14 protein-coding genes are annotated in these 17841 nt (G+C 60.6%); 8 read left to right on the top strand and 6 right to left on the bottom strand.

Features of this window, described 5'->3' with window-relative positions; all coding sequences use genetic code 11:
• Positions 1-109: 109 nt before the first annotated feature.
• From RLW41_RS13205 to RLW41_RS13175, 7 genes are all read left to right on the top strand, one after another.
• Positions 110-2287: an extracellular solute-binding protein gene (locus RLW41_RS13205; RefSeq protein WP_414461720.1), complete on the top strand. Its 2178-nt coding sequence runs from the start codon at positions 110-112 to the stop codon at positions 2285-2287.
• Entirely contained in the window at positions 2284-4218 is a 1935-nt protein-coding gene (locus RLW41_RS13200) for an extracellular solute-binding protein (RefSeq protein WP_414461719.1), read from the top strand. Before RLW41_RS13205 ends, RLW41_RS13200 begins: the two co-directional genes overlap by 4 nt.
• Complete coding sequence (locus RLW41_RS13195) at positions 4218-5339, top strand: microcin C ABC transporter permease YejB (RefSeq protein ID WP_409562149.1); 1122 nt, start codon at positions 4218-4220, stop codon at positions 5337-5339. Before RLW41_RS13200 ends, RLW41_RS13195 begins: the two co-directional genes overlap by 1 nt.
• Complete coding sequence (locus tag RLW41_RS13190) at positions 5336-6547, top strand: ABC transporter permease (RefSeq protein WP_409562148.1); 1212 nt, start codon at positions 5336-5338, stop codon at positions 6545-6547. Before RLW41_RS13195 ends, RLW41_RS13190 begins: the two co-directional genes overlap by 4 nt.
• Positions 6547-8178, top strand: a complete 1632-nt coding sequence (locus RLW41_RS13185) for an ABC transporter ATP-binding protein (protein ID WP_414461718.1) — start codon at positions 6547-6549, stop codon at positions 8176-8178. The genes RLW41_RS13190 and RLW41_RS13185 overlap by 1 nt, the downstream gene beginning before the upstream one ends.
• A gap of 13 nt (positions 8179-8191) precedes the next feature.
• The gene (locus RLW41_RS13180) at positions 8192-8830 is read left to right on the top strand and encodes a glutathione S-transferase family protein (RefSeq protein ID WP_414461717.1); all 639 of its coding nucleotides are present in this window, start codon (positions 8192-8194) and stop codon (positions 8828-8830) included.
• A gap of 74 nt (positions 8831-8904) precedes the next feature.
• Positions 8905-9354 carry a hypothetical protein gene (locus tag RLW41_RS13175; protein WP_414461716.1) on the top strand — a complete coding sequence of 150 codons (450 nt, stop codon included), beginning with the start codon at positions 8905-8907 and terminating at the stop codon, positions 9352-9354.
• Here RLW41_RS13175 and RLW41_RS13170 read toward each other — a convergent pair.
• Both RLW41_RS13170 and RLW41_RS13165 read right to left on the bottom strand, forming a co-directional pair.
• Positions 9351-10253: an NlpC/P60 family protein gene (locus tag RLW41_RS13170; RefSeq protein ID WP_409562144.1), complete on the bottom strand. Its 903-nt coding sequence runs from the start codon at positions 10251-10253 to the stop codon at positions 9351-9353. The two genes, RLW41_RS13175 and RLW41_RS13170, sit on opposite strands and share 4 nt — an antisense overlap.
• Positions 10250-11671 (bottom strand): leucyl aminopeptidase family protein, encoded by a 1422-nt coding sequence (locus RLW41_RS13165; protein ID WP_409562143.1) that lies wholly within the window; start codon positions 11669-11671, stop codon positions 10250-10252. The genes RLW41_RS13170 and RLW41_RS13165 overlap by 4 nt, the downstream gene beginning before the upstream one ends.
• 223 nt (positions 11672-11894) lie before the next feature.
• Between RLW41_RS13165 and RLW41_RS13160 the strand changes: the two genes are divergently transcribed.
• Positions 11895-12857 (top strand): tetratricopeptide repeat protein, encoded by a 963-nt coding sequence (locus tag RLW41_RS13160; protein WP_414461715.1) that lies wholly within the window; start codon positions 11895-11897, stop codon positions 12855-12857.
• A 142-nt stretch (positions 12858-12999) separates the two neighbouring features.
• Here the strand turns inward: RLW41_RS13160 and RLW41_RS13155 are convergent, their stop codons facing one another.
• Genes RLW41_RS13155 through RLW41_RS13140 form a run of 4 tightly spaced genes read right to left on the bottom strand, consistent with a single transcriptional unit; the run spans position 13000 to position 17826 of the window.
• Positions 13000-13992: a type II secretion system F family protein gene (locus tag RLW41_RS13155; protein WP_409562141.1), complete on the bottom strand. Its 993-nt coding sequence runs from the start codon at positions 13990-13992 to the stop codon at positions 13000-13002.
• Between the two features lie 34 nt (positions 13993-14026).
• Entirely contained in the window at positions 14027-15019 is a 993-nt protein-coding gene (locus RLW41_RS13150; RefSeq protein WP_409562140.1) for a type II secretion system F family protein, read from the bottom strand.
• Positions 15012-16514, bottom strand: coding sequence for a CpaF family protein (locus RLW41_RS13145; protein ID WP_414461714.1), 1503 nt, complete (start codon positions 16512-16514; stop codon positions 15012-15014). The genes RLW41_RS13150 and RLW41_RS13145 overlap by 8 nt, the downstream gene beginning before the upstream one ends.
• Before the next feature lie 13 nt (positions 16515-16527).
• Complete coding sequence (locus RLW41_RS13140; protein WP_409562138.1) at positions 16528-17826, bottom strand: CtpF protein; 1299 nt, start codon at positions 17824-17826, stop codon at positions 16528-16530.
• Positions 17827-17841: the final 15 nt, after the last annotated feature.

The raw sequence follows: 17841 nt of genomic DNA, 5'->3' as shown, positions 1-17841 counted from the left end.
GCTCTTTGGCGGGGTCGTTTTTGTATCCGGCCCACGACTTGTCCCCGCTGCCCGGGGCTGTGTTAAGCTGGCCCCGGAATGTGACAGTTTGAAAGGGACGAAGTCGAATATGCAGATGCGCCTGACGCCGTTTATCCTTGCCGCGCTGGCGTTCACGAGTTTTTCGCTCCCGAACCCTGCAAAGGCGCAAGACGCCGCAACGCCGCCCGCCGCAGCGGCGCAATCCGCAGACGCTCCAAAGCCCGCCGAAGCTCCCAAGACCGACGACGCGCCGAAGCCGGTCGATGCGCCGAAAGCCGATGAACCCACCAAGCCTTCGGAAGCCGCTGCCCCCGCTGAAGCGCCGAAACCCGCGGAAGCCGCAACCACTCCGGCAACGCCGAACCCGTCAGACGCCGCTCCCGCCGGTGCTGCCTCAACGGCCGAAGCCGCTGACGTGCAATGCCATCACGCACTGTCCCTCGTCGGCGAACCGAAATACGGACCCGACTTCAAGAATTTCGATTGGGTGAACCCGAACGCGCCGAAGGGCGGCACGGTCCGTCAGTGGGCAGACGGTACCTTCGATACGCTGAACCCGTTTTCCGACAAGGGCGTCAAGGCTGCAGGCCTGGGTCTGATTTTCGACAGTCTGTTTACGCCGAGCCCGGACGAACCCTCAACCCAATACGGCCTGATCGCTCAGTGCGCCTCCTACCCGGCCGACTATTCATCCGTCACGTTCAAATTGCGCCCCGAAGCGAAATTCCACGACGGCTCGCCGATTACGCCAGAAGACGTCATCTTCTCGTTCGAGCAGTTCAAGAACGTCAATCCATTCTACGCCTTCTACTACAAGAACGTCGTCAAGGCCGAGAAGACCGGCGACCACGAGGTGAAATTCACCTTCGACAAGACCGGCAACCGCGAGTTGCCGATGATCGTCGGTGAACTGAATGTCGTCTCCAAGGCCTACTGGACCGGCAAGAACGCCGATGGCTCCCAGCGCAGCCTCGCGGCCACGACGGTTGAAGCGCCTCTCGGCAACGGCGCCTACAAGATCAAGTCGGTCGATACCGGCCGCAAGATTACGTTCGAGCGCGTGCCCGACTACTGGGCGAAGGATCTGCCTGTAATGAAAGGGCAGATGAACTTCGACACGCTCGAATTTACCTACTATCGCGACCGCACGCCGGCGTTTGAAGATTTCAAGATCGGCAACATCGACGTCTGGTCCGAGAACCGCGCCGACGCCTGGGCGACGCAGTACAATTTCGACTCGCTGAAAAAAGGCCTAGTGAAGAAAGAAGCCATTCCGGTGAAGCGCGTGGCGCCGATGCAGGCGTTCGTATTCAACATTCGCCGCCCGCAGTTTCAGGACCCGCGCGTCCGCCACGCGTTCAACCTGCTCTTCAATTTCGAAGAGACGAACAAAAAGCTGTTCTACAATCTGTATAAGCGCGTCGGCAGCTACTTTGAGAATTCAGATCTCCAGGCGACGGGCCTGCCGCAAGGCCGCGAGCTTGAGATCCTGAACGAGATCAAATCCGAAGTGCCGCCGGAAGTATTTACGGCGACCTACGAAAACCCGGTCAACGCCCAGGAAGGCGACTTCCGCAAGCACCAGCAGGAAGCGCTGAAACTGTTCGAGGACGCCGGCTGGAAGATCCGCAGCGAAACCGTCAACGATCCGCATTGCGGCTTCTGGTGCAAGGCGATGCAGACGATCGGCCTATCAGCGGGCTCGACCGCGCGCGTGCTGCGCAACGACAGGGGCGACCAGATGACCGTCGAATTCCTGATCAACGGCGACACGTTCGAGCGTATCATTTTGCCCTACGTGCAAAACCTCGAAGCCATGGGCATCAAGGCGACGGTGCGCAACGTCGACGACGCACAGTACAAACAGCGCGAGGACAACCGCGACTTCGATATCATCGTCGACAGCTTCGCCCAGTCGAATTCGCCGGGCAACGAGCAGCGCGATTTCTGGGGCTCTGCCGCCGCCGACAAGCCCGGTAGCCGCAACACCATCGGCATCAAGAACCCCGCGATCGACCACCTGATCGATAAGATCGTATTCTCGAAAGATCGAGCCGACCTCGTTGCCGCAACCCATGCGCTCGATCGCGTTCTCTTGTGGAACTACTACGTCGTCCCGCACTGGTATTACCCCTACGACCGGCTTGCCTACTGGGATGTTTTCGGCCGTCCGGACAAACTGCCGTCACAAGGCGCCGCTCTCACTCAGGTCTGGTGGTACGACGCGGACAAGGCGAAAGCCGTCCAGGCAGCGAAGGGAAAGTGACCCTGTTGGAACGACCTACTCGATCACGCGCGGCGGCCAGAGCGAAGCTCTCATTTCTCGCCGCGCTGGCATTGCTGTTTTCCATGCCCGGCGGCAGCCTGGCGCAGGCTGAGCCCCGCCATGGTCTCTCGATCTTTGGCGAACTGAAATACCCGCCCGACTTCAAGCACTTCGACTACGTCAATCCCGATGCGCCGAAGGGCGGCCGCATGGTGACGATGGGAACGGGCGACGTAAATACGTTCGACAGCTTCAACCAGTTCATCGTCAAAGGCGACGCCGCTCAAGATCTCGACCTGCTGTTCGACAGCTTGATGGTCCGCGCGCAGGATGAACCTGACGCCGTCTACGGCCTCGTTGCCCAAACGGCCGACGTCGCGCCCGACCGCATGTCGGTGACGTTCAAGCTTCGTCCCGAGGCGAAGTTTTCGGACGGCACCCAGATCACCGCCGACGATCTCGTCTACACGCTTAGCCTTCTGAAAAGCATGGCGACGCGCCCGCAATATTCGCAGCCTTTGCACGACGTCGTGAAAGCCGAGGCGCTCGATCCTGAGACGGTGCGCTACACCTTCCAGGGCAAACTTGTGCGCGATCTGCCGATCCTGATCGCTCAGCTCCCGGTTCTGTCGAAAGCCTACTACACGGCGAACCCCTATGATGAAACGTCGTTGAAGCCGCCCCTCGGCTCAGGCCCTTATCGCATCAAGACGTTCAACTCCGGCAGCTCGATCACATACGAACGCCGCGACGACTACTGGGCGAAAGATTTGCCGGTAAACAAGGGCCGCTTCAACTTCGACGAGGTCCGCCTTGACTATTATCGCGACCGCACCATCGAACTCGAGACGCTCAAATCCGGCAACTTCGACTTTCGCGAGGAATTCTCAAGCCTCGGCTGGGCGACGCAGTACGACATTCCAGCCGTTCGCGACGGTCGTCTCATCAAAGCGCTTTTACCCGACCGCCGCCCGTCCGGCGCGCAGGGCTACTTCATCAATACCCGTCGCGATAAATTCAAAGACCCGCGCGTGCGCGCCGCGCTCGATCTCGTCTTCGATTTCGAATGGTCGAACAAGAAGCTGTTTTACGGCCTGTACAGCCGCACGACGAGCTACTTCGAAAATTCCGACATGAAGGCCGAGGGCCTCCCCTCGCCGCAAGAACTCGCCCTGCTCGATCCTTATAAGGACAAGCTGCCTCCGGAAGTCTTCGGCGAGCCCTATACGCCGCCCGTCACCGACGGCAGCGGCAACAACCGCGCCAATCTCAAGAAAGCGCGCGATCTGCTCATCAGCGCCGGTTGGAAGCCCGACGCCGAAGGCAAGCTGCGCAACGCCAAGGGCGAGCAGTTAAGCATCGAGTTTCTAGATTTCGAAGCGCAGTTCGAGCGCATCACGCTTCCCTATGTCGAGAATCTCAAGCGCATCGGCGTCGACGCCAACTGGCGTCTCGTCGATCCGGCGCAATATCAGCAGCGACTGAAGTCGTTCGATTTCGACGTCACGACACAGCGCTTCTCGCTCGGCCTGACGCCGGGCGTCGATATGCGCGCCTTCCTCTCCTGTGAGGCGGCCAAGGCCCAAGGCTCGTTCAACCTCGCAGGAATCTGCGATCCCGTCGTCGATGCCCTGACCGATAAGGTCATAGCCGCCAAATCCCGCGCTGAGCTGACCACGGCCACACACGCCCTCGACCGCGTTCTGCGCGCCGGCCATTATTGGGTGCCGCACTGGTACAAGCCGTTCTATTCGGTCGCCTATTGGAACAAGTTCTCGCATCCAGCCGTCCAGCCGAAGTATGATAGTGGCGTTCTGGATACCTGGTGGTTCGATGCCAAGAAGGCCGCCGACCTCAATTCCGGCAAGCCTGAGCCTCAGAAAGCGTCGCAAACGACGCCGAACTCCACGCAACAACCAGTGAAGCAGTGATGGCCGTTTATCTTTTAAAGCGCTTGCTCCTGGTGATCCCGACGCTGTTCGGGATCATGCTGTTTTCGTTCGTCATCATCCAGTTCGCGCCTGGCGGACCGGTTGAACGCATGATTGCGCAGCTGATGGGCCAATCTTCCTCCATCGTCAGTCGCATGGGCGGCGGCGGCGGCGATACGCTCGGCGGCGGCGGTATGAACAGCCAGCTCGGCGTCGGCGGTGGCGATTCCATCACCTCGAAATATCGCGGCGCGCAGGGTCTCGACCCGGCCTTCATCAAGAGCCTCGAAAAGCAGTTCGGCTTCGACAAGCCGGCGCCCGAGCGCTTTTACTTGATGATGAAGAACTTCCTCACCTTCAATTTCGGCAAGAGCTATTTCCGCGACGTCTCGGTGCTCGATCTCATCAAGGAGAAGCTGCCCGTCTCCGTTTCGCTCGGCATATGGATGACGCTGCTGACGTACCTGATTTCCATTCCGCTCGGCATCCGCAAGGCCGTGAAAGACGGCGAACCTTTCGATACCTGGTCGAGCGCCGTTCTCGTCGTCGGCTACGCGATCCCGGGCTTCCTGTTCGCCGTTCTGCTGCTGATCCTGTTCGCAGGCTCGTCGTTCTTCCAGTGGTTCCCGTCGCGCGGTCTCTTCTCCGACAACTGGGATCAGCTCTCGTTGTTCGGGAAGATCACCGACTATCTCTGGCACCTCGTGCTGCCGATGATCGCGATGGCCGTCGGCTCGTTCACCGCTATGACGTTCCTGACCAAAAACTCGTTCCTGGATGAAATCCGCAAGCAATACGTCGTCGCCGCGCGCGCCAAGGGCCTCACCGAAAACCAGGTGCTCTACGGCCACGTCTTCCGCAACGCCATGCTGCTCGTCATCTCGGGTTTTCCGTCGGCCTTCATCAGCGCCTTCTTCTCCGGTGCGCTGCTGATCGAAACGATCTTCTCGCTCGACGGCCTCGGCCTCTTGTCGTTCGAGAGCATCGAAAAGCGCGACTATCCGGTCGTATTCGCCTCGCTCTACATCTTCTCGCTCGTCGGCCTGCTGGTCGGAATCCTGTCGGACTTCGTCTACACCCTCGTCGATCCGCGCATCGACTTTGAATCGCGCGAGGTATGACGATGGACCAGCGCGCCGACAACACACCCGAGACGGTCGCAGCGCCAGCCGCGAAGGCCAAGAAGTCCTGGTGGCGACGCCTCTTCCGGCTGTCGCCCGTCAACCGACGCCGCTGGGAACGCTTCAAGGCGCACAAAATTGGCTATCGCTCGTTCGTCGTCTTCTCGATCCTGTTCGTCGTCTCGCTGTTCGCCGAGTTCGTCGCCAACGACCGCCCGCTGATCGTCAGCTACAAAGGCGAAATCCTGTTCCCCGTGCTCGTCGACTATCCGGAAGACAAATTTGGCGGCTTCCTCGCCATCACCGATTATCGCACGCCCGATATCCAGAACGAGATCAACGCCAACGGCTGGATGCTGTGGCCGCCGATCCGCTATTCGTATTCGACCATCAACAAGGACTATCCCGGCCGCATCGGCGACAACGGCGTCTGCCTCGGTTATCCAGCGCCGCCGCCGTGGTCCTCGTCGCTGAAGCTGTGCCCGGCGCCGGCCGACCAGCTCGCCCGCTATAACGAGTGGGGTAACACCAACTGGCTCGGCCTCGACGATCAGGGCCGCGACGTCGTCGCCCGCATCATCTACGGTTTCCGAATATCCGTTCTCTTCGGCCTGATCCTGACGATCGTCTCGTCCGCCGTCGGCATCGTGGCCGGTGCGGTGCAAGGCTATTTCGGCGGCCGCGTCGATCTCATTTTCCAGCGCCTGCTCGAAATCTGGAACTCGATCCCTGAGCTGTTCGTGTTGCTGATCCTGTCGTCGCTGTTCGTGCCTGGTTTCTGGACGCTGCTCGGCATTCTGATGATCTTCTCCTGGACATCCCTCGTCGGCCTCGTCCGAGCCGAATTCCTCCGCGGCCGCAACCTCGAATACGTTCGCGCCGCACGCGCGCTTGGCCTGTCCGACTGGCAGATCATGTTCAAGCATCTGCTGCCGAACGCCATGGTCGCGACGCTGACGTTCCTGCCCTTCAAGCTGTCGGGCGGCATCGCAGCGTTGACCGCGCTCGACTTCCTCGGCCTCGGCATGCCCCCGGGTTCGCCGTCGCTCGGGGAATTGTTGTTGCAGGGCAAGAAGCACCTCGAAGCGCCATGGCTCGGCATCTCGGGCTTCATTGCCGTGTCGATCATTCTCTCGCTCGCGATCTTTATCGGCGAAGCCGTTCGTGACGCCCTCGATCCGCGCAAATCGTTCAGGGCCAAAAGCTGATGGCAAATCCCGTTCCCCTCGTAGACGTGCGCAATCTCTCCGTCGCCTTTGGCGAAGGCAAAGACCTCGTGCAAGTTGTCAACGGCGTCTCGTTCCACATCAACAAGGGCGAAACCGTTGCGCTCGTCGGCGAGTCCGGTTCGGGCAAGACCGTCTCCGCAATGTCGATCCTGCGCCTGTTGCCGAACTCCGCCTCCCACCCGACCGGCGAGATTTTATTCGGCGGCACCGACATTTTGAAAATGTCTGGCAACGACCTTCGCGAAATCCGCGGCCGCCGCATCTCGATTATTTTCCAAGAGCCGATGACATCGCTCAACCCGCTTCACACCATCGAGAAGCAGGTCGGCGAAATCATCAAGTTGCACCAAATGCTGCCCGAAGCCAAAACGCGAGAGCGCGTCATCGAGCTTCTGACGAAGGTCGGCATCCGCGATCCGGAGAAGCGCCTCGGCGCCTATCCGCATGAGCTGTCTGGTGGCCAGCGCCAGCGCGTGATGATCGCAATTGCGCTCGCGAACAAACCTGACCTATTGATCGCCGACGAGCCGACCACCGCGCTCGACGTCACTATTCAGGCGCAAATTCTGGAGCTTCTGAAGTCGCTTCAGAAAGAGATGGGCATGGCCATGCTGCTCATCACCCACGATCTCGGCATCGTGCGCCGCATGGCCGAACGCGTCTACGTCATGCGCAACGGCGACATCGTCGAGACCGGCGAAGCCGAACAGATCTTCACCGCACCCAAGCACGCCTACACGCGCCATCTTCTTGATGCCGAGCCGAAAGGCATGCCGCCCGCCACCGATCCGACGCGCCCCGTCGTCGTCGAGACGGACGATCTGAAGGTCTGGTTTCCGATCAAAAAAGGGCTGTTGCAGCGAACCGTCGATCACGTGAAAGCCGTCGACGGCCTTTCGATGAAGCTTCGTGCTGGCGAAACGCTGGGAGTCGTCGGTGAATCCGGCTCCGGCAAAACCACCCTCGGCCTCGCCATCCTGCGGCTCATTTCATCGCAAGGTCCCATCGCCTACGTCGGCAAGCGCATCGACGCGCTGACAAACAAGCAGATGCGTCCGCTACGCAAGGAAATGCAGATCGTCTTCCAGGACCCTTATGGCTCGCTCTCGCCACGCTTGACGGTCGGCCAGATCATCGAGGAAGGGCTTCTGATCCAAAACCCCGAACTCGACGAAGAGCAGCGGCGCGAACGCGTCGGCGCGGAACTGAAGGAAGTCGGCCTCGATCCAGCGTCGCAGGATCGCTATCCGCACGAGTTCTCCGGCGGCCAGCGTCAGCGCATCGCGATTGCCCGTGCCATGGTGCTTCAGCCGAAGTTCGTCATGCTCGACGAGCCGACAAGCGCTCTCGACATGAGCGTGCAGGCCCAGATCGTCGATCTTCTGCGCAAGCTGCAAGCAAACTACGGTCTCGCCTATCTCTTCATCAGTCACGACCTCAAAGTCGTCCGCGCGCTTTGCAACTACGTCATTGTCATGAAGAACGGCAAAGTCGTCGAAGAAGGCCCCGCGCGCGACATCTTCGAAAAACCGCAAGACGAATATACAAAGGCGCTTCTCGCAGCAGCCTTCGATATCAAAGTGGCATACAAGGGGGCACTTGCGAGCTGACAGGGAGGTCGCAATGCCAACGCCGAAGCTCATCCACTATCACGCTCCAAAAACCCGCTCCTTTGGTACGCGCTGGCTTTTTGAGGAACTGGGCTCGCCACCCCACGAGCTTAAAATTCTCAACATGAAAAAGGGCGAACACAAATCGCCTGAGTTCCTCGCCATCAATCCAATGGGAAAGGTGCCGACGATCACGGCAGACGGCGTACCTGTGAGCGAAGTCGGCGCCATCGCCATTTTCCTCGCCGATCTTTTTCCCGAAGCAAACCTCGCGCCGGGTCTCAGCGATCCGGCACGCGGCACCTATCTGCGCTGGATCGTTTTCAATCACGGCGATGTCGAGCCGGCCGTCATGGACAAGGCCCGCAACATCCAGCCCGGCGCCCTTCCGCCATCGGCCCTGTGCTACGGCAGCTACGATGATACGGTGAATGCGCTCGTAAGTGCGGTCCGCAATGGGCCATACATTTTGGGCGAACGTTTCTCCGCAGCCGACGTGGTGCTCGGCGGTGCGATCCGATGGCTGCGGCTGTTCAAACTCCTGCCCGACCGGCAGGAATTCGCCAGCTACGTGGAGCGCATAACGGCGCGCCCGGCCTTCAAGCGGGCCTTGGAGAAAGACGAAGCGCTGGCCCAGGCGATGGCATCCTGAAGCGCATCGCCTTTCCGTACCCGGAAGATCGGTTATTCTGGTGATCCTCCGAATCGCTGACGCGAGACTGCCAGATGCTCCCCGATGATGTATTCCGCGACCGACTCGAAAAAACGCTCGTGGAAATTGAAACGTCCGTCGCTCGCATGCGCGACTACGCCGCCGTCGAAGTAATCGCGACGACGGCTTATTGGCGTGTCGTCGTTCTGCCGATCGTGCCGGAAGCTTGTCCGTTTGAACTGCTCATAACATCCAAGCAGACCTTTAGCCTTAAGCTTGCTGAAGAAGCATTCGAAGACCTGCCGGTCGAGCATTTCGAGCTGTTCCCGCACCTCGTCCGCTCCATTGAAGCGGGCCACGTCGAGAAAATCTCCAAGTTCGATGCCATGACCGACGAGCTGGTCGCGATCGAGATGCGTGTGGCGCTCGGCCCCGGATGGGATTGGCGCGGCGAACGCCGGATTGCCAAAGCGCCGCCAGAAGAGGTCTGGCGAACGCATCACTATCTCGCCTACCGGCGCTAGAACCCATCCATCGCGGCATAGCCTGGAATGCGTTTGATCGCAGTAATCTGACTGCCCGTCTTGGCAATGCGCAGCACCGCCTCGGGCAGCGTCTCGACCGACGTCTGCATATGCCAGGCGTTGGCGTGCACCATCATGATGCCGTCGATCATGATGCCGACGTGTCCCTTCCAGAACACCAGGTCACCGCGCATCAAGCCTTCGAGATCGTCGGCCACGAGCACGTTGTCGCCGAGCTCGGCCTGCTGCATGTCACTGTCGCGCGGTGCGGGAAACCCGGCGGCGGCGAGCGACGTCTGCACAAGGCCCGAACAATCGATGCCGATCCGCGTGCGCCCGCCCCAGAGATACGGCGTGCCGATAAAGCGCTCAGCAATTTCCACGAAGTCGCGCGCAAAGCGATCGTGCGGTGCGGCGTGGCGCGCATAGACGAAGCCGCCGCTTTCAAGCTCCAGAAAGCCCTCGTCGCCGCCGCGCACGGCAATCGCGGCGTTGAGCGGCAGATGCATGATCGGCGGCGTCTTGATGTCAGGTTGGGCGTAAAGAAACGTCCCTAATGCCTGAATGTGATGCGTCGTGTGAAAGGTGCCGCGGCGGATGGCGTCGCTCGGCACATAGCCGACATAGCCGTCACGCGCGAGCTGCACCCAGCTCCATCCACCGCCGTCTTCGTAGATCGTCAGGCTCTCTCCGAACAGCGCTTCCGTCTCGAAGCCGCGGGCGGGATCAGGAAATTTACGCAACGGCACCGTTGCGCGGATCACGAAACCCGGCTCTCCAGCGACATAGCGTTCTGCGCGCACGACGCCTTCGAGCGACTTCGCCGCGAGATCCGAGCGGAATACGTTCCGTCTCGGATCGAGCGCGCCCGCCGGTCGCTGAGAAACGTCGGCCGTCACGTCATCAACTCTCGCCGCAAGTGTTCCATCACGGCCCTCGCCGTTTGTGGCTCACCGCCCTTCGGCCCGAGAGGACGCGCGGCGGGACGCCAGCCATAGAGATCGAAATGCGCGAAACGGCGCGCCTTGCTGACGAACCGTTTCAGAAACAGCGCCGCAGTAATGGCACCAGCAAATGGCGATTCCCAGACATTGTTGATGTCGGCAATGTCGCTGTCGAGATTGCGTAGGTAACCCTCCCAAAGAGGCATAGCCCACAGCGGATCGCCGATTGACGCTGCAAGCGGCGGCAAGCTCTGCGCCAGCTCGTTGTCGTTCGTGAAGAATGCCGGCAGGTCCGGCCCCAGAGCCGACCGCGCTGCGCCGGTCAGCGTTGCGAAAACGAAGATGCTGTCGGGCTCGTCGGCGTCGGCAAGCGCCAGGGCATCGGCGAGCACCAGTCGCCCCTCCGCGTCGGTATTGCCGATTTCAACACTAAGCCCCAGACGGCTCGCCAGAATGTCGCCTGGACGGAACGCATCGCCGCCAACGGAATTTTCCGCCGTCGGGATGATGACGCGCAGCCTGCAGTTGAGCCGCTGCCCCATGATCATATGCGCGAGCGTCAGCGCTGTCGCCGCGCCGCCCATGTCCTTCTTCATCAGCAGCATGGCGCTCGCAGGCTTGATGTCGAGGCCGCCCGTATCGAAGCTGATCCCCTTGCCGACGAGCGTGATTTTCGGCGCCCCGACCGGCCCCCAGCTCATGTCGATGAGACGCGGCGGCCGCGGGCTCGCACGTCCGACCGCATGAATGAGCGGGAAGTTCTTCGCCAGCAAATCGTCGCCGACGACGACGGAGATGTCGGCCCCATGACGGTCGGCCAGATCCCGCGCGACGGCCTCGAGATCGGCGGGCGCCATGTCGGATGCCGGCGTGTTGATCAGATCGCGGCCGAGCCAGACGGCTTCTGCCGTATTGATGATGCGCTCAGCACCCTCCGCCGCCAGACGCAGCTTCGCGCGCGCTCCGTTCGGTCCTTTGCTGCGGTAGCGCGAGAACGAATAGCTGCCGAGCGCCCACGCCAGCGCTGCAAGGTCGGGCTGTGACAGCTCTGATGCGATCCGATAGGTCCCGGCGGGCAATCCCGCACCGAGCAGCCCTGCCAGTAGCTCCGATGGACCGCTCGGCTCGCCCTGCTGGCCGTTGCCCGTGCCAAACGCGACGGCTGAAACTTTCCCCTCGGCGTTGGGCAGAAGAACGGAGCGCTTGGCGCTCCCGGAAAAATTCTGAGCTGCGAGCCACGCCTGTTGCGCGGCATCGAGCGGCGCTGACGGCTGAAGACTGTTCGACCCGATGAAGTGCACCGGTATGTCGCTCGCATCCGGCGCGCCAAGTGCAAAGGTCTCCGCTGCCGCCCAGGCTGTCGTCTCAACCATTCGTCTTCGTTCTCTCTTTTACCGTTGCACCAAGCTGACCAAGGTCGCGACCCGGTCGCAAACTGGCGCCCTCGATAGGCGCCCTCGGGCTGCAGTTCATTCGCGTTTTCTCCAGCTATCACAGGTCACTGGCAAGTCTTAAGCGTTTGTTGACCGATGCCCCAGAAACTGACGGCCTCACCTTGATTCGTCGCTGATGAGCGAATCACCCCAGGAGACCGTCATGACGCGTTTTGAGCGCCCCCGCTCGCAGACTTTGCCGCGCCTTCCGCGCCTCGGAACCTTCGCGTCGCTCACGGCATCGCTACTCCTGGGTGCCTGTTCCGCCTCCACTGACCTGCTGCCAAGCATCGCCATGAAACCCCGCGATACGACGACCGGCGATACCACGCCGGGCACGCCGCAGACCGAGTTGCAGAAGGCAACGATCTACTGGGGCCAGCAATACGCCAAAAACCCGGCCGAACTGAAGCCTGCACTCAATTATGCGAAAGACCTGAAGGCGCTCGGCGAAAAGTCGAAAGCCTTGTCTGTGCTGCAGCAAGCCGCGCTCATTCACGGCAGCGATCAGGAGCTTGCCGGCGAATACGGCCGGCTGGCGCTCGAAATGGACCAAGTCGGCGTCGCCAACCAGATGCTGACGATTGCCGACGATCCGGCGAAACCGGATTGGCGGGTCGTCTCGGCGCGCGGCACCGTGATGGCGAAGCAGGGCAAATATGCAGACGCCGTGCCGTTCTATGAGCGCGCGCTGACCCTTTCGCCGGACAATCCCACCGTCATGAACAATCTGGCCATGGCCTACGCCATGACGGGCGATCCGAAAAAGGCAGAGGGCATCCTGCGTCAGGCGCTTGTCGCTCCCGGCGCGACGCCGAAGGTTCGGGAAAACCTGGCTCTCGTGCTCGGCCTGCAGGGCCGCTACGATGAATCGAAGGCCATCGCATCCGGCGTGCTCTCGACCGATACCGCCAGCGCCAACGCCAACTACCTGAAGCAGATGGTCCAGCTCCAACCGACGACGGCCATGCCCGACGCCAAAAGCTTCGCCAGCAATACCTACGTGAGCCCCTCCCAACCGCGGATCGAAGTGCAGCGCGCCGCCGCCACGACGACGTCGTCGCTTCCCGTCAGCCAGAGCGTTTGGCAAACGACGACCGACCAAAGCCCGCCACTCGTGCGCTGAAGCCGCTTCCGGCTACCGCTCGACGTCATGACGCGTCGCGCCATGCCAAGCTCGCGCGTCTCACCAATAGACAAAGACCAATCGCAAACCGGGCGTCTCTTCTCGCTGCTCCTCGCAAACGTGGGGCGGCGAAAAGCGCGTCCTAATGCTGCTTCAGCGCCATATAGCTGATGACGGCCGGTCCCAGAATGACGACGAAAAGTACCGGCAGGAAGAACACGATCATCGGCACGGTGAGCTTCGGCGGCAGCGCGGCCGCCTTACGCTCGGCTTCCGACTGCCGGATTTCGCGGTTTTCCTTGGCCATCGTACGCAGCGCCGTCCCGACGGGCGTGCCGTAACGCTCGGCCTGAGCGAGCGCTGTCGTCACCGCTTTCACACCGGGCAACCCCGTCCGCTTCGCAAGATTGTCGTAGGCCTGCCGCCGGTCCTGAAGATACGAGAGTTCCGCAGTCGTCAGCGACATTTCTTCCGCAAGCTCGACCGACTGGCTGACGATCTCCTTGCCGACTTTCGCAAACCCGGCTTCGACCGACATGCCCGACTGCACGCAAATCAACAGCATATCGAGCGCATCCGGCCACGCCTGCTTGATGGCCATCTGCCGCTTCTGCACGCGGTTGGTGATGAACATGTTCGGCACATAGAAGCCGAGGAAACCCGCTGCCAGCGCGATCAACAGATTGATCATCGGCGGGTAGCCGCTGTCGTACAGCACGAAAAGATAAAAGAGCGCGAAAAAGAAAATCGCAATCGGCGCAGCAACGCGGAAGAATAGGAACGCGACAATATTGGCCTGACCGCGCAGACCAGCCCGCTTGAGGTTTTCGCGCAGTTCTTCGTTGTCGAACCGTTCCCGCAAATTGAACTTGTCGACAACCCGCTGCATAAAGCCTTTCGGCGTCGAGCGAAGCCGGCTCGTACCGCCCTGCTGGCGGTCTTTCGACGTCATTTCCGCAAGCCGCGCCGAGCGCATTTTGCTGCGCTCAATCGCCATTTCACGCATGCGCCGGTTCATCTGGTCCCGCTGCAGCATCGGCAACGCCACCGTCAAAACCGTCGCGAAGACGCAGATCGCCGCCAGCGCCGTCGCGATGAACTGCGGGTTCATGATTGTATCGATGAATGTCGTCATCTGCGCACGACCGTGCCTGCTCGCGTGAAAAGATCTAGAATTTGAAGTTGATCATCTTCCTCATGATCAGAACGCCGGTAAGCATCCACACCGCGCCAAACGCGACCATGAAATGCCCCATCGTCGTCGTGAACAGCGGCATGATGTAGTCGGGCGACGACAGATAGACCATCGTCATGACACCGGGCGGCAAAGATGCAAGCACGATGGCCGACGCCTTGGCTTCCGCCGACAGCGCCTTGACTTTCATTGCCAGCGACTGCCTTTCGCGCAAAACGCTCGCCAGATTGGAGAGCGCTTCCGACAAGTTGCCACCCGCCTGCTGCTGGATCGCAATGACGATCGTCAGAAAGCGCACTTCGGGAAGTGGAAGCCGGTCGCACATGCGCTCAAGCCCGTCCGCCAACCCGACGCCCATCTTTTGTTGATCGACGACTTCGAGAAACTCGCTTCCGAGCGGTTCCGGGCTCTCACGTGCGATGACCTGAAGACATTCGTTGAGCGGCAGGCCGGATTTGATGCCACGCACGATGACGTCGATAGCGTTTGCAAGCTGACCCAGAAATTTGGCCTGCCGACGCGCGGTCATCTTGTTCAGAATCCACCTCGGCAGACCAAAACCGCCGACGAACGCCGCCACGATCGCCGCCGAAAACGGCAATTCGAGAATGAAAAGCGCGATAGACGCCAAAAGCACGCCGAGCAACGCACTCGCAACATAGAAATCGCGAGGCTTTCGCTTCGTGCCGGCCCGCATCAAGCGCAGGCTCATCGTAATCTTCTTCTTGGCCTTCTCGCGGACTTCGATTTCCTTCAGCGTTTCAGCAACGGACTTTTTTCTGCTGCTCTGGATGTCGGCAATGGCCGAGCTACCTTTGCGCGACGACCGTCCTCCCGCAACGACCTCGACACGCTTTCCCTTGCGGTCGTCGGCAAAATACGGGTACGCCACTGCGAACACGATACCGGCGAAAGCCAGCGCGGCGAGTAGCGGAGCGAGAAACGTCGGCAGCCCGAGATCAGCCATTTTGATCTCCGAGCGGATTGCCGAGATCGTCCATGACTTCCGACCGCACGAGCGCCGCTGCGAGCTTTTCAGTCTCGTTGTAGTATTCTGCGCGCTCCCAGAACCGCGGACGAACGATGCCCGTCGAACGGTGCCGTCCCGTCAGCTTGCCGTGTGCGTCTTCGCCCGTGATTTCGTAGACGAGAATGTTCTGCAGCGTGATCGTTTCTTCTTCCATGCCGAGAACTTCAGTGATGTGCGTGATCTTGCGCGAGCCGTCCCGCAATCGCGAGGCCTGAATAATGACATCGACCGAACCGCAGATCATTTCGCGGATCGTCTTGATCGGCAGCGCGTAGCCACCCTGCATGATCATCGATTCAAGACGGCTCAAGGCTTCGCGCGGACTGTTGGCGTGAAGGGTGCCCATCGAGCCGTCGTGGCCGGTATTCATGGCCTGAAGCAAGTCAAACGCTTCAGGTCCGCGGACTTCGCCGACGATGATCCGCTCAGGCCGCATACGCAGACAGTTCTTAATGAGATCGCGCATCTTGATCTCGCCCTCGCCTTCGAGGTTCGGCGGGCGCGTTTCAAGTCGCACGACATGAGGCTGCTGCAGCTGAAGTTCTGCCGAGTCTTCGCACGTGATAATACGCTCGTCGTGGTCGATCGAGCCGGTCAAACAGTTGAGCAGCGTCGTCTTGCCCGAGCCCGTACCGCCTGAGATGACGACGTTGCAGCGAACGCGTCCAATGATCTCCAGAATGGTTTTGCCTTCCGGCGTAATCGAGCCGAACTTGACGAGCTGTTCGAGCTTCAGCCGATCCTTTTTGAATTTTCGGATCGTGAGCGCTGGCCCATCGATCGCAAGCGGCGGAGCGATGACGTTGACGCGTGACCCATCCGGTAGACGCGCGTCGCAGATCGGGCTGGATTCATCGACACGCCGGCCGACCTGGCTGACGATGCGCTGACAGATATTCATCAACTGCTGATTATCGGCAAATCGGACGCCGGTCTTTTGCACTTTGCCGCCGACTTCGATGAAGGTCGTCGCCGCGCCGTTCACCATAATATCGGCGATATCATCGCGCGCCAGAAGGGGCTCAAGCGGACCATAGCCGAGAACGTCGTTGCAGATGTCTTCGAGCAGTTCTTCCTGCTCCGAAATCGACATCACGACATTCTTGATCTGAATGATCTCGCTGACGATGTCGCGAATTTCTTCGCGCGCCGTCACGCTGTCGAGCTTCGATAGCTGCGTGAGATCGATGGTGTCGATCAGCGCGTTAAAGACCGTCGTCTTGACGTCGTAATACTCTTCGGAATGCCGCCGCTGCTGTTCCGGTGCGGGTTCCGGCCTTTTAGGCGGCGCGCTCGGTGGTGGCGCCGCACTGCGCGCCGGAGCGGCCGCAGCCGGTCTAGCCTCGCTGGCGGCAGGGACGGCCTGCGGTTCGGGAGGACGCGGCGTTACGCGTCGATCTGCCTGTGGCTCGTTTGAGCGCCTTCCGAACATGAAACTGCAATCCTCAACGCTTGAGCTTTAGCTTCTCCAAGATCGGCGCCAGGGCCGAAAGTGCCGAACTCTGTTTTTCGGCCTTCGTGTCTTTACGTCTCGTTAGCTTCATCGCCACATCGTGAAACTTTTCGACGGCTTTTGCCTTGGCGTTAAGCTCTTCGACCATCTGGCCGTTGTTGGCGGCATGGCTGAACGTCTCGCTGTCGTAGTCGACGACGGCGAGAACCTTCAAATCGAGCGCCTGCTCGAACTCCTTGACGCTGATTTCCTGCCGCTTCGGCTGATTTGCCATATTGAGGATCAGGTGCGGATGCTGGTCGTTCCGCCGCGAGGTCTTCATGAGATCGACGATATTCTTCGCGTTTCTCAGATTGGCGAGATCGGGGGCTGCGGTAATGACGATCTCGTCGGCCTGCAGCAACAGCCGCTTCGTCCACGGAGACCAGCCATGCGGCAGGTCGATCGCGACGAACGGCACGTTCTGCCGCGCAACATCGATAACGGTCTCGCAAGCGTCAGCCGAGAAGTCGAAGTCGCGATCGAGGACGACTGGCGCTGCAAAAATCGACAGCCGTTCGGAGCACTTCGTCAGTAACCGGTCGAGCAGCTGATCGTCCAGACGCTCCGGTGCCGACAGCGCTTCAACGATGCCTTGAACGGGATCCTGATTAAAATCGAGACCCGTCGTGCCGAACGCGAGGTCCATGTCGGCAATCGTGACGTCGGTTTCCAGCGCCTCCGACATCGTCCACGCTACGTTATGGCAGATAGTCGATGATCCGACGCCGCCCTTGGCGCCGATGAACGCAAAGACGTGCCCGACCGGGTCCGTCTCGGGGTTGTTGTAGAGATTGGAGATGCTCTCCATCAACTCGATGGGATCCGTCGGCGCGACCAGATATTCGGCGACGCCGCGCTTCAACAGCTCGCGATAGAGCATCACGTCGTTATGGCGACCGATAACGATCACCTTCGTTCCCGGATCGCAGCTTTCTGCGAGTTGATCGAGCTCCGACAGCAGCTGACTGCCGCTGTGAGAACTATCAGCGATGATGAGATTGGGCGTCGGACTATCGGCATAGTGCGCGATCGCCGCCGCGATCCCGCCCATGTGGACGCTGACATGCGCCTTCGCCAGCCGCCGATCTTCAGCCGCATGCTGAACTGCATCAGCGACGTTCAGATCATCGCAAAACGCTTGAATGGAAATGCGCGGGATCGGCCGGGCGCGATCGCTAGGATGGGCGGCCAACCCCTCATCGCTATCGAAGTAGGGCTCGTCGTCGGTAAGATGAGCAAGCTTGGACATGACGTCTCCGATCGA

It is taken from the genome of Hyphomicrobium sp. DY-1, from assembly GCF_047497105.1.
GTDB lineage: Bacteria > Pseudomonadota > Alphaproteobacteria > Rhizobiales > Hyphomicrobiaceae > Hyphomicrobium_B.
This window is presented reverse-complemented; position numbering and strand designations above follow the sequence as displayed.

What these genes read in the sequence shown, in the direction of transcription:
- RLW41_RS13205 (WP_414461720.1), top strand. Translation starts at nt 110, where the DNA reads ATGCAGATGCGCCTGACGCCGTTTATCCTTGCCGCGCTGGCGTTCACG.
- RLW41_RS13195 (WP_409562149.1), top strand. Translation starts at nt 4,218, where the DNA reads ATGGCCGTTTATCTTTTAAAGCGCTTGCTCCTGGTGATCCCGACGCTG.
- RLW41_RS13190 (WP_409562148.1), top strand. Translation starts at nt 5,336, where the DNA reads ATGACGATGGACCAGCGCGCCGACAACACACCCGAGACGGTCGCAGCG.
- RLW41_RS13185 (WP_414461718.1), top strand. Translation starts at nt 6,547, where the DNA reads ATGGCAAATCCCGTTCCCCTCGTAGACGTGCGCAATCTCTCCGTCGCC.
- RLW41_RS13180 (WP_414461717.1), top strand. Translation starts at nt 8,192, where the DNA reads ATGCCAACGCCGAAGCTCATCCACTATCACGCTCCAAAAACCCGCTCC.
- RLW41_RS13175 (WP_414461716.1), top strand. Translation starts at nt 8,905, where the DNA reads ATGCTCCCCGATGATGTATTCCGCGACCGACTCGAAAAAACGCTCGTG.
- RLW41_RS13165 (WP_409562143.1), bottom strand. Translation starts at nt 11,671, where the DNA reads ATGGTTGAGACGACAGCCTGGGCGGCAGCGGAGACCTTTGCACTTGGC.
- RLW41_RS13160 (WP_414461715.1), top strand. Translation starts at nt 11,895, where the DNA reads ATGACGCGTTTTGAGCGCCCCCGCTCGCAGACTTTGCCGCGCCTTCCG.
- RLW41_RS13155 (WP_409562141.1), bottom strand. Translation starts at nt 13,992, where the DNA reads ATGACGACATTCATCGATACAATCATGAACCCGCAGTTCATCGCGACG.
- RLW41_RS13150 (WP_409562140.1), bottom strand. Translation starts at nt 15,019, where the DNA reads ATGGCTGATCTCGGGCTGCCGACGTTTCTCGCTCCGCTACTCGCCGCG.
- RLW41_RS13145 (WP_414461714.1), bottom strand. Translation starts at nt 16,514, where the DNA reads ATGTTCGGAAGGCGCTCAAACGAGCCACAGGCAGATCGACGCGTAACG.
- RLW41_RS13140 (WP_409562138.1), bottom strand. Translation starts at nt 17,826, where the DNA reads ATGTCCAAGCTTGCTCATCTTACCGACGACGAGCCCTACTTCGATAGC.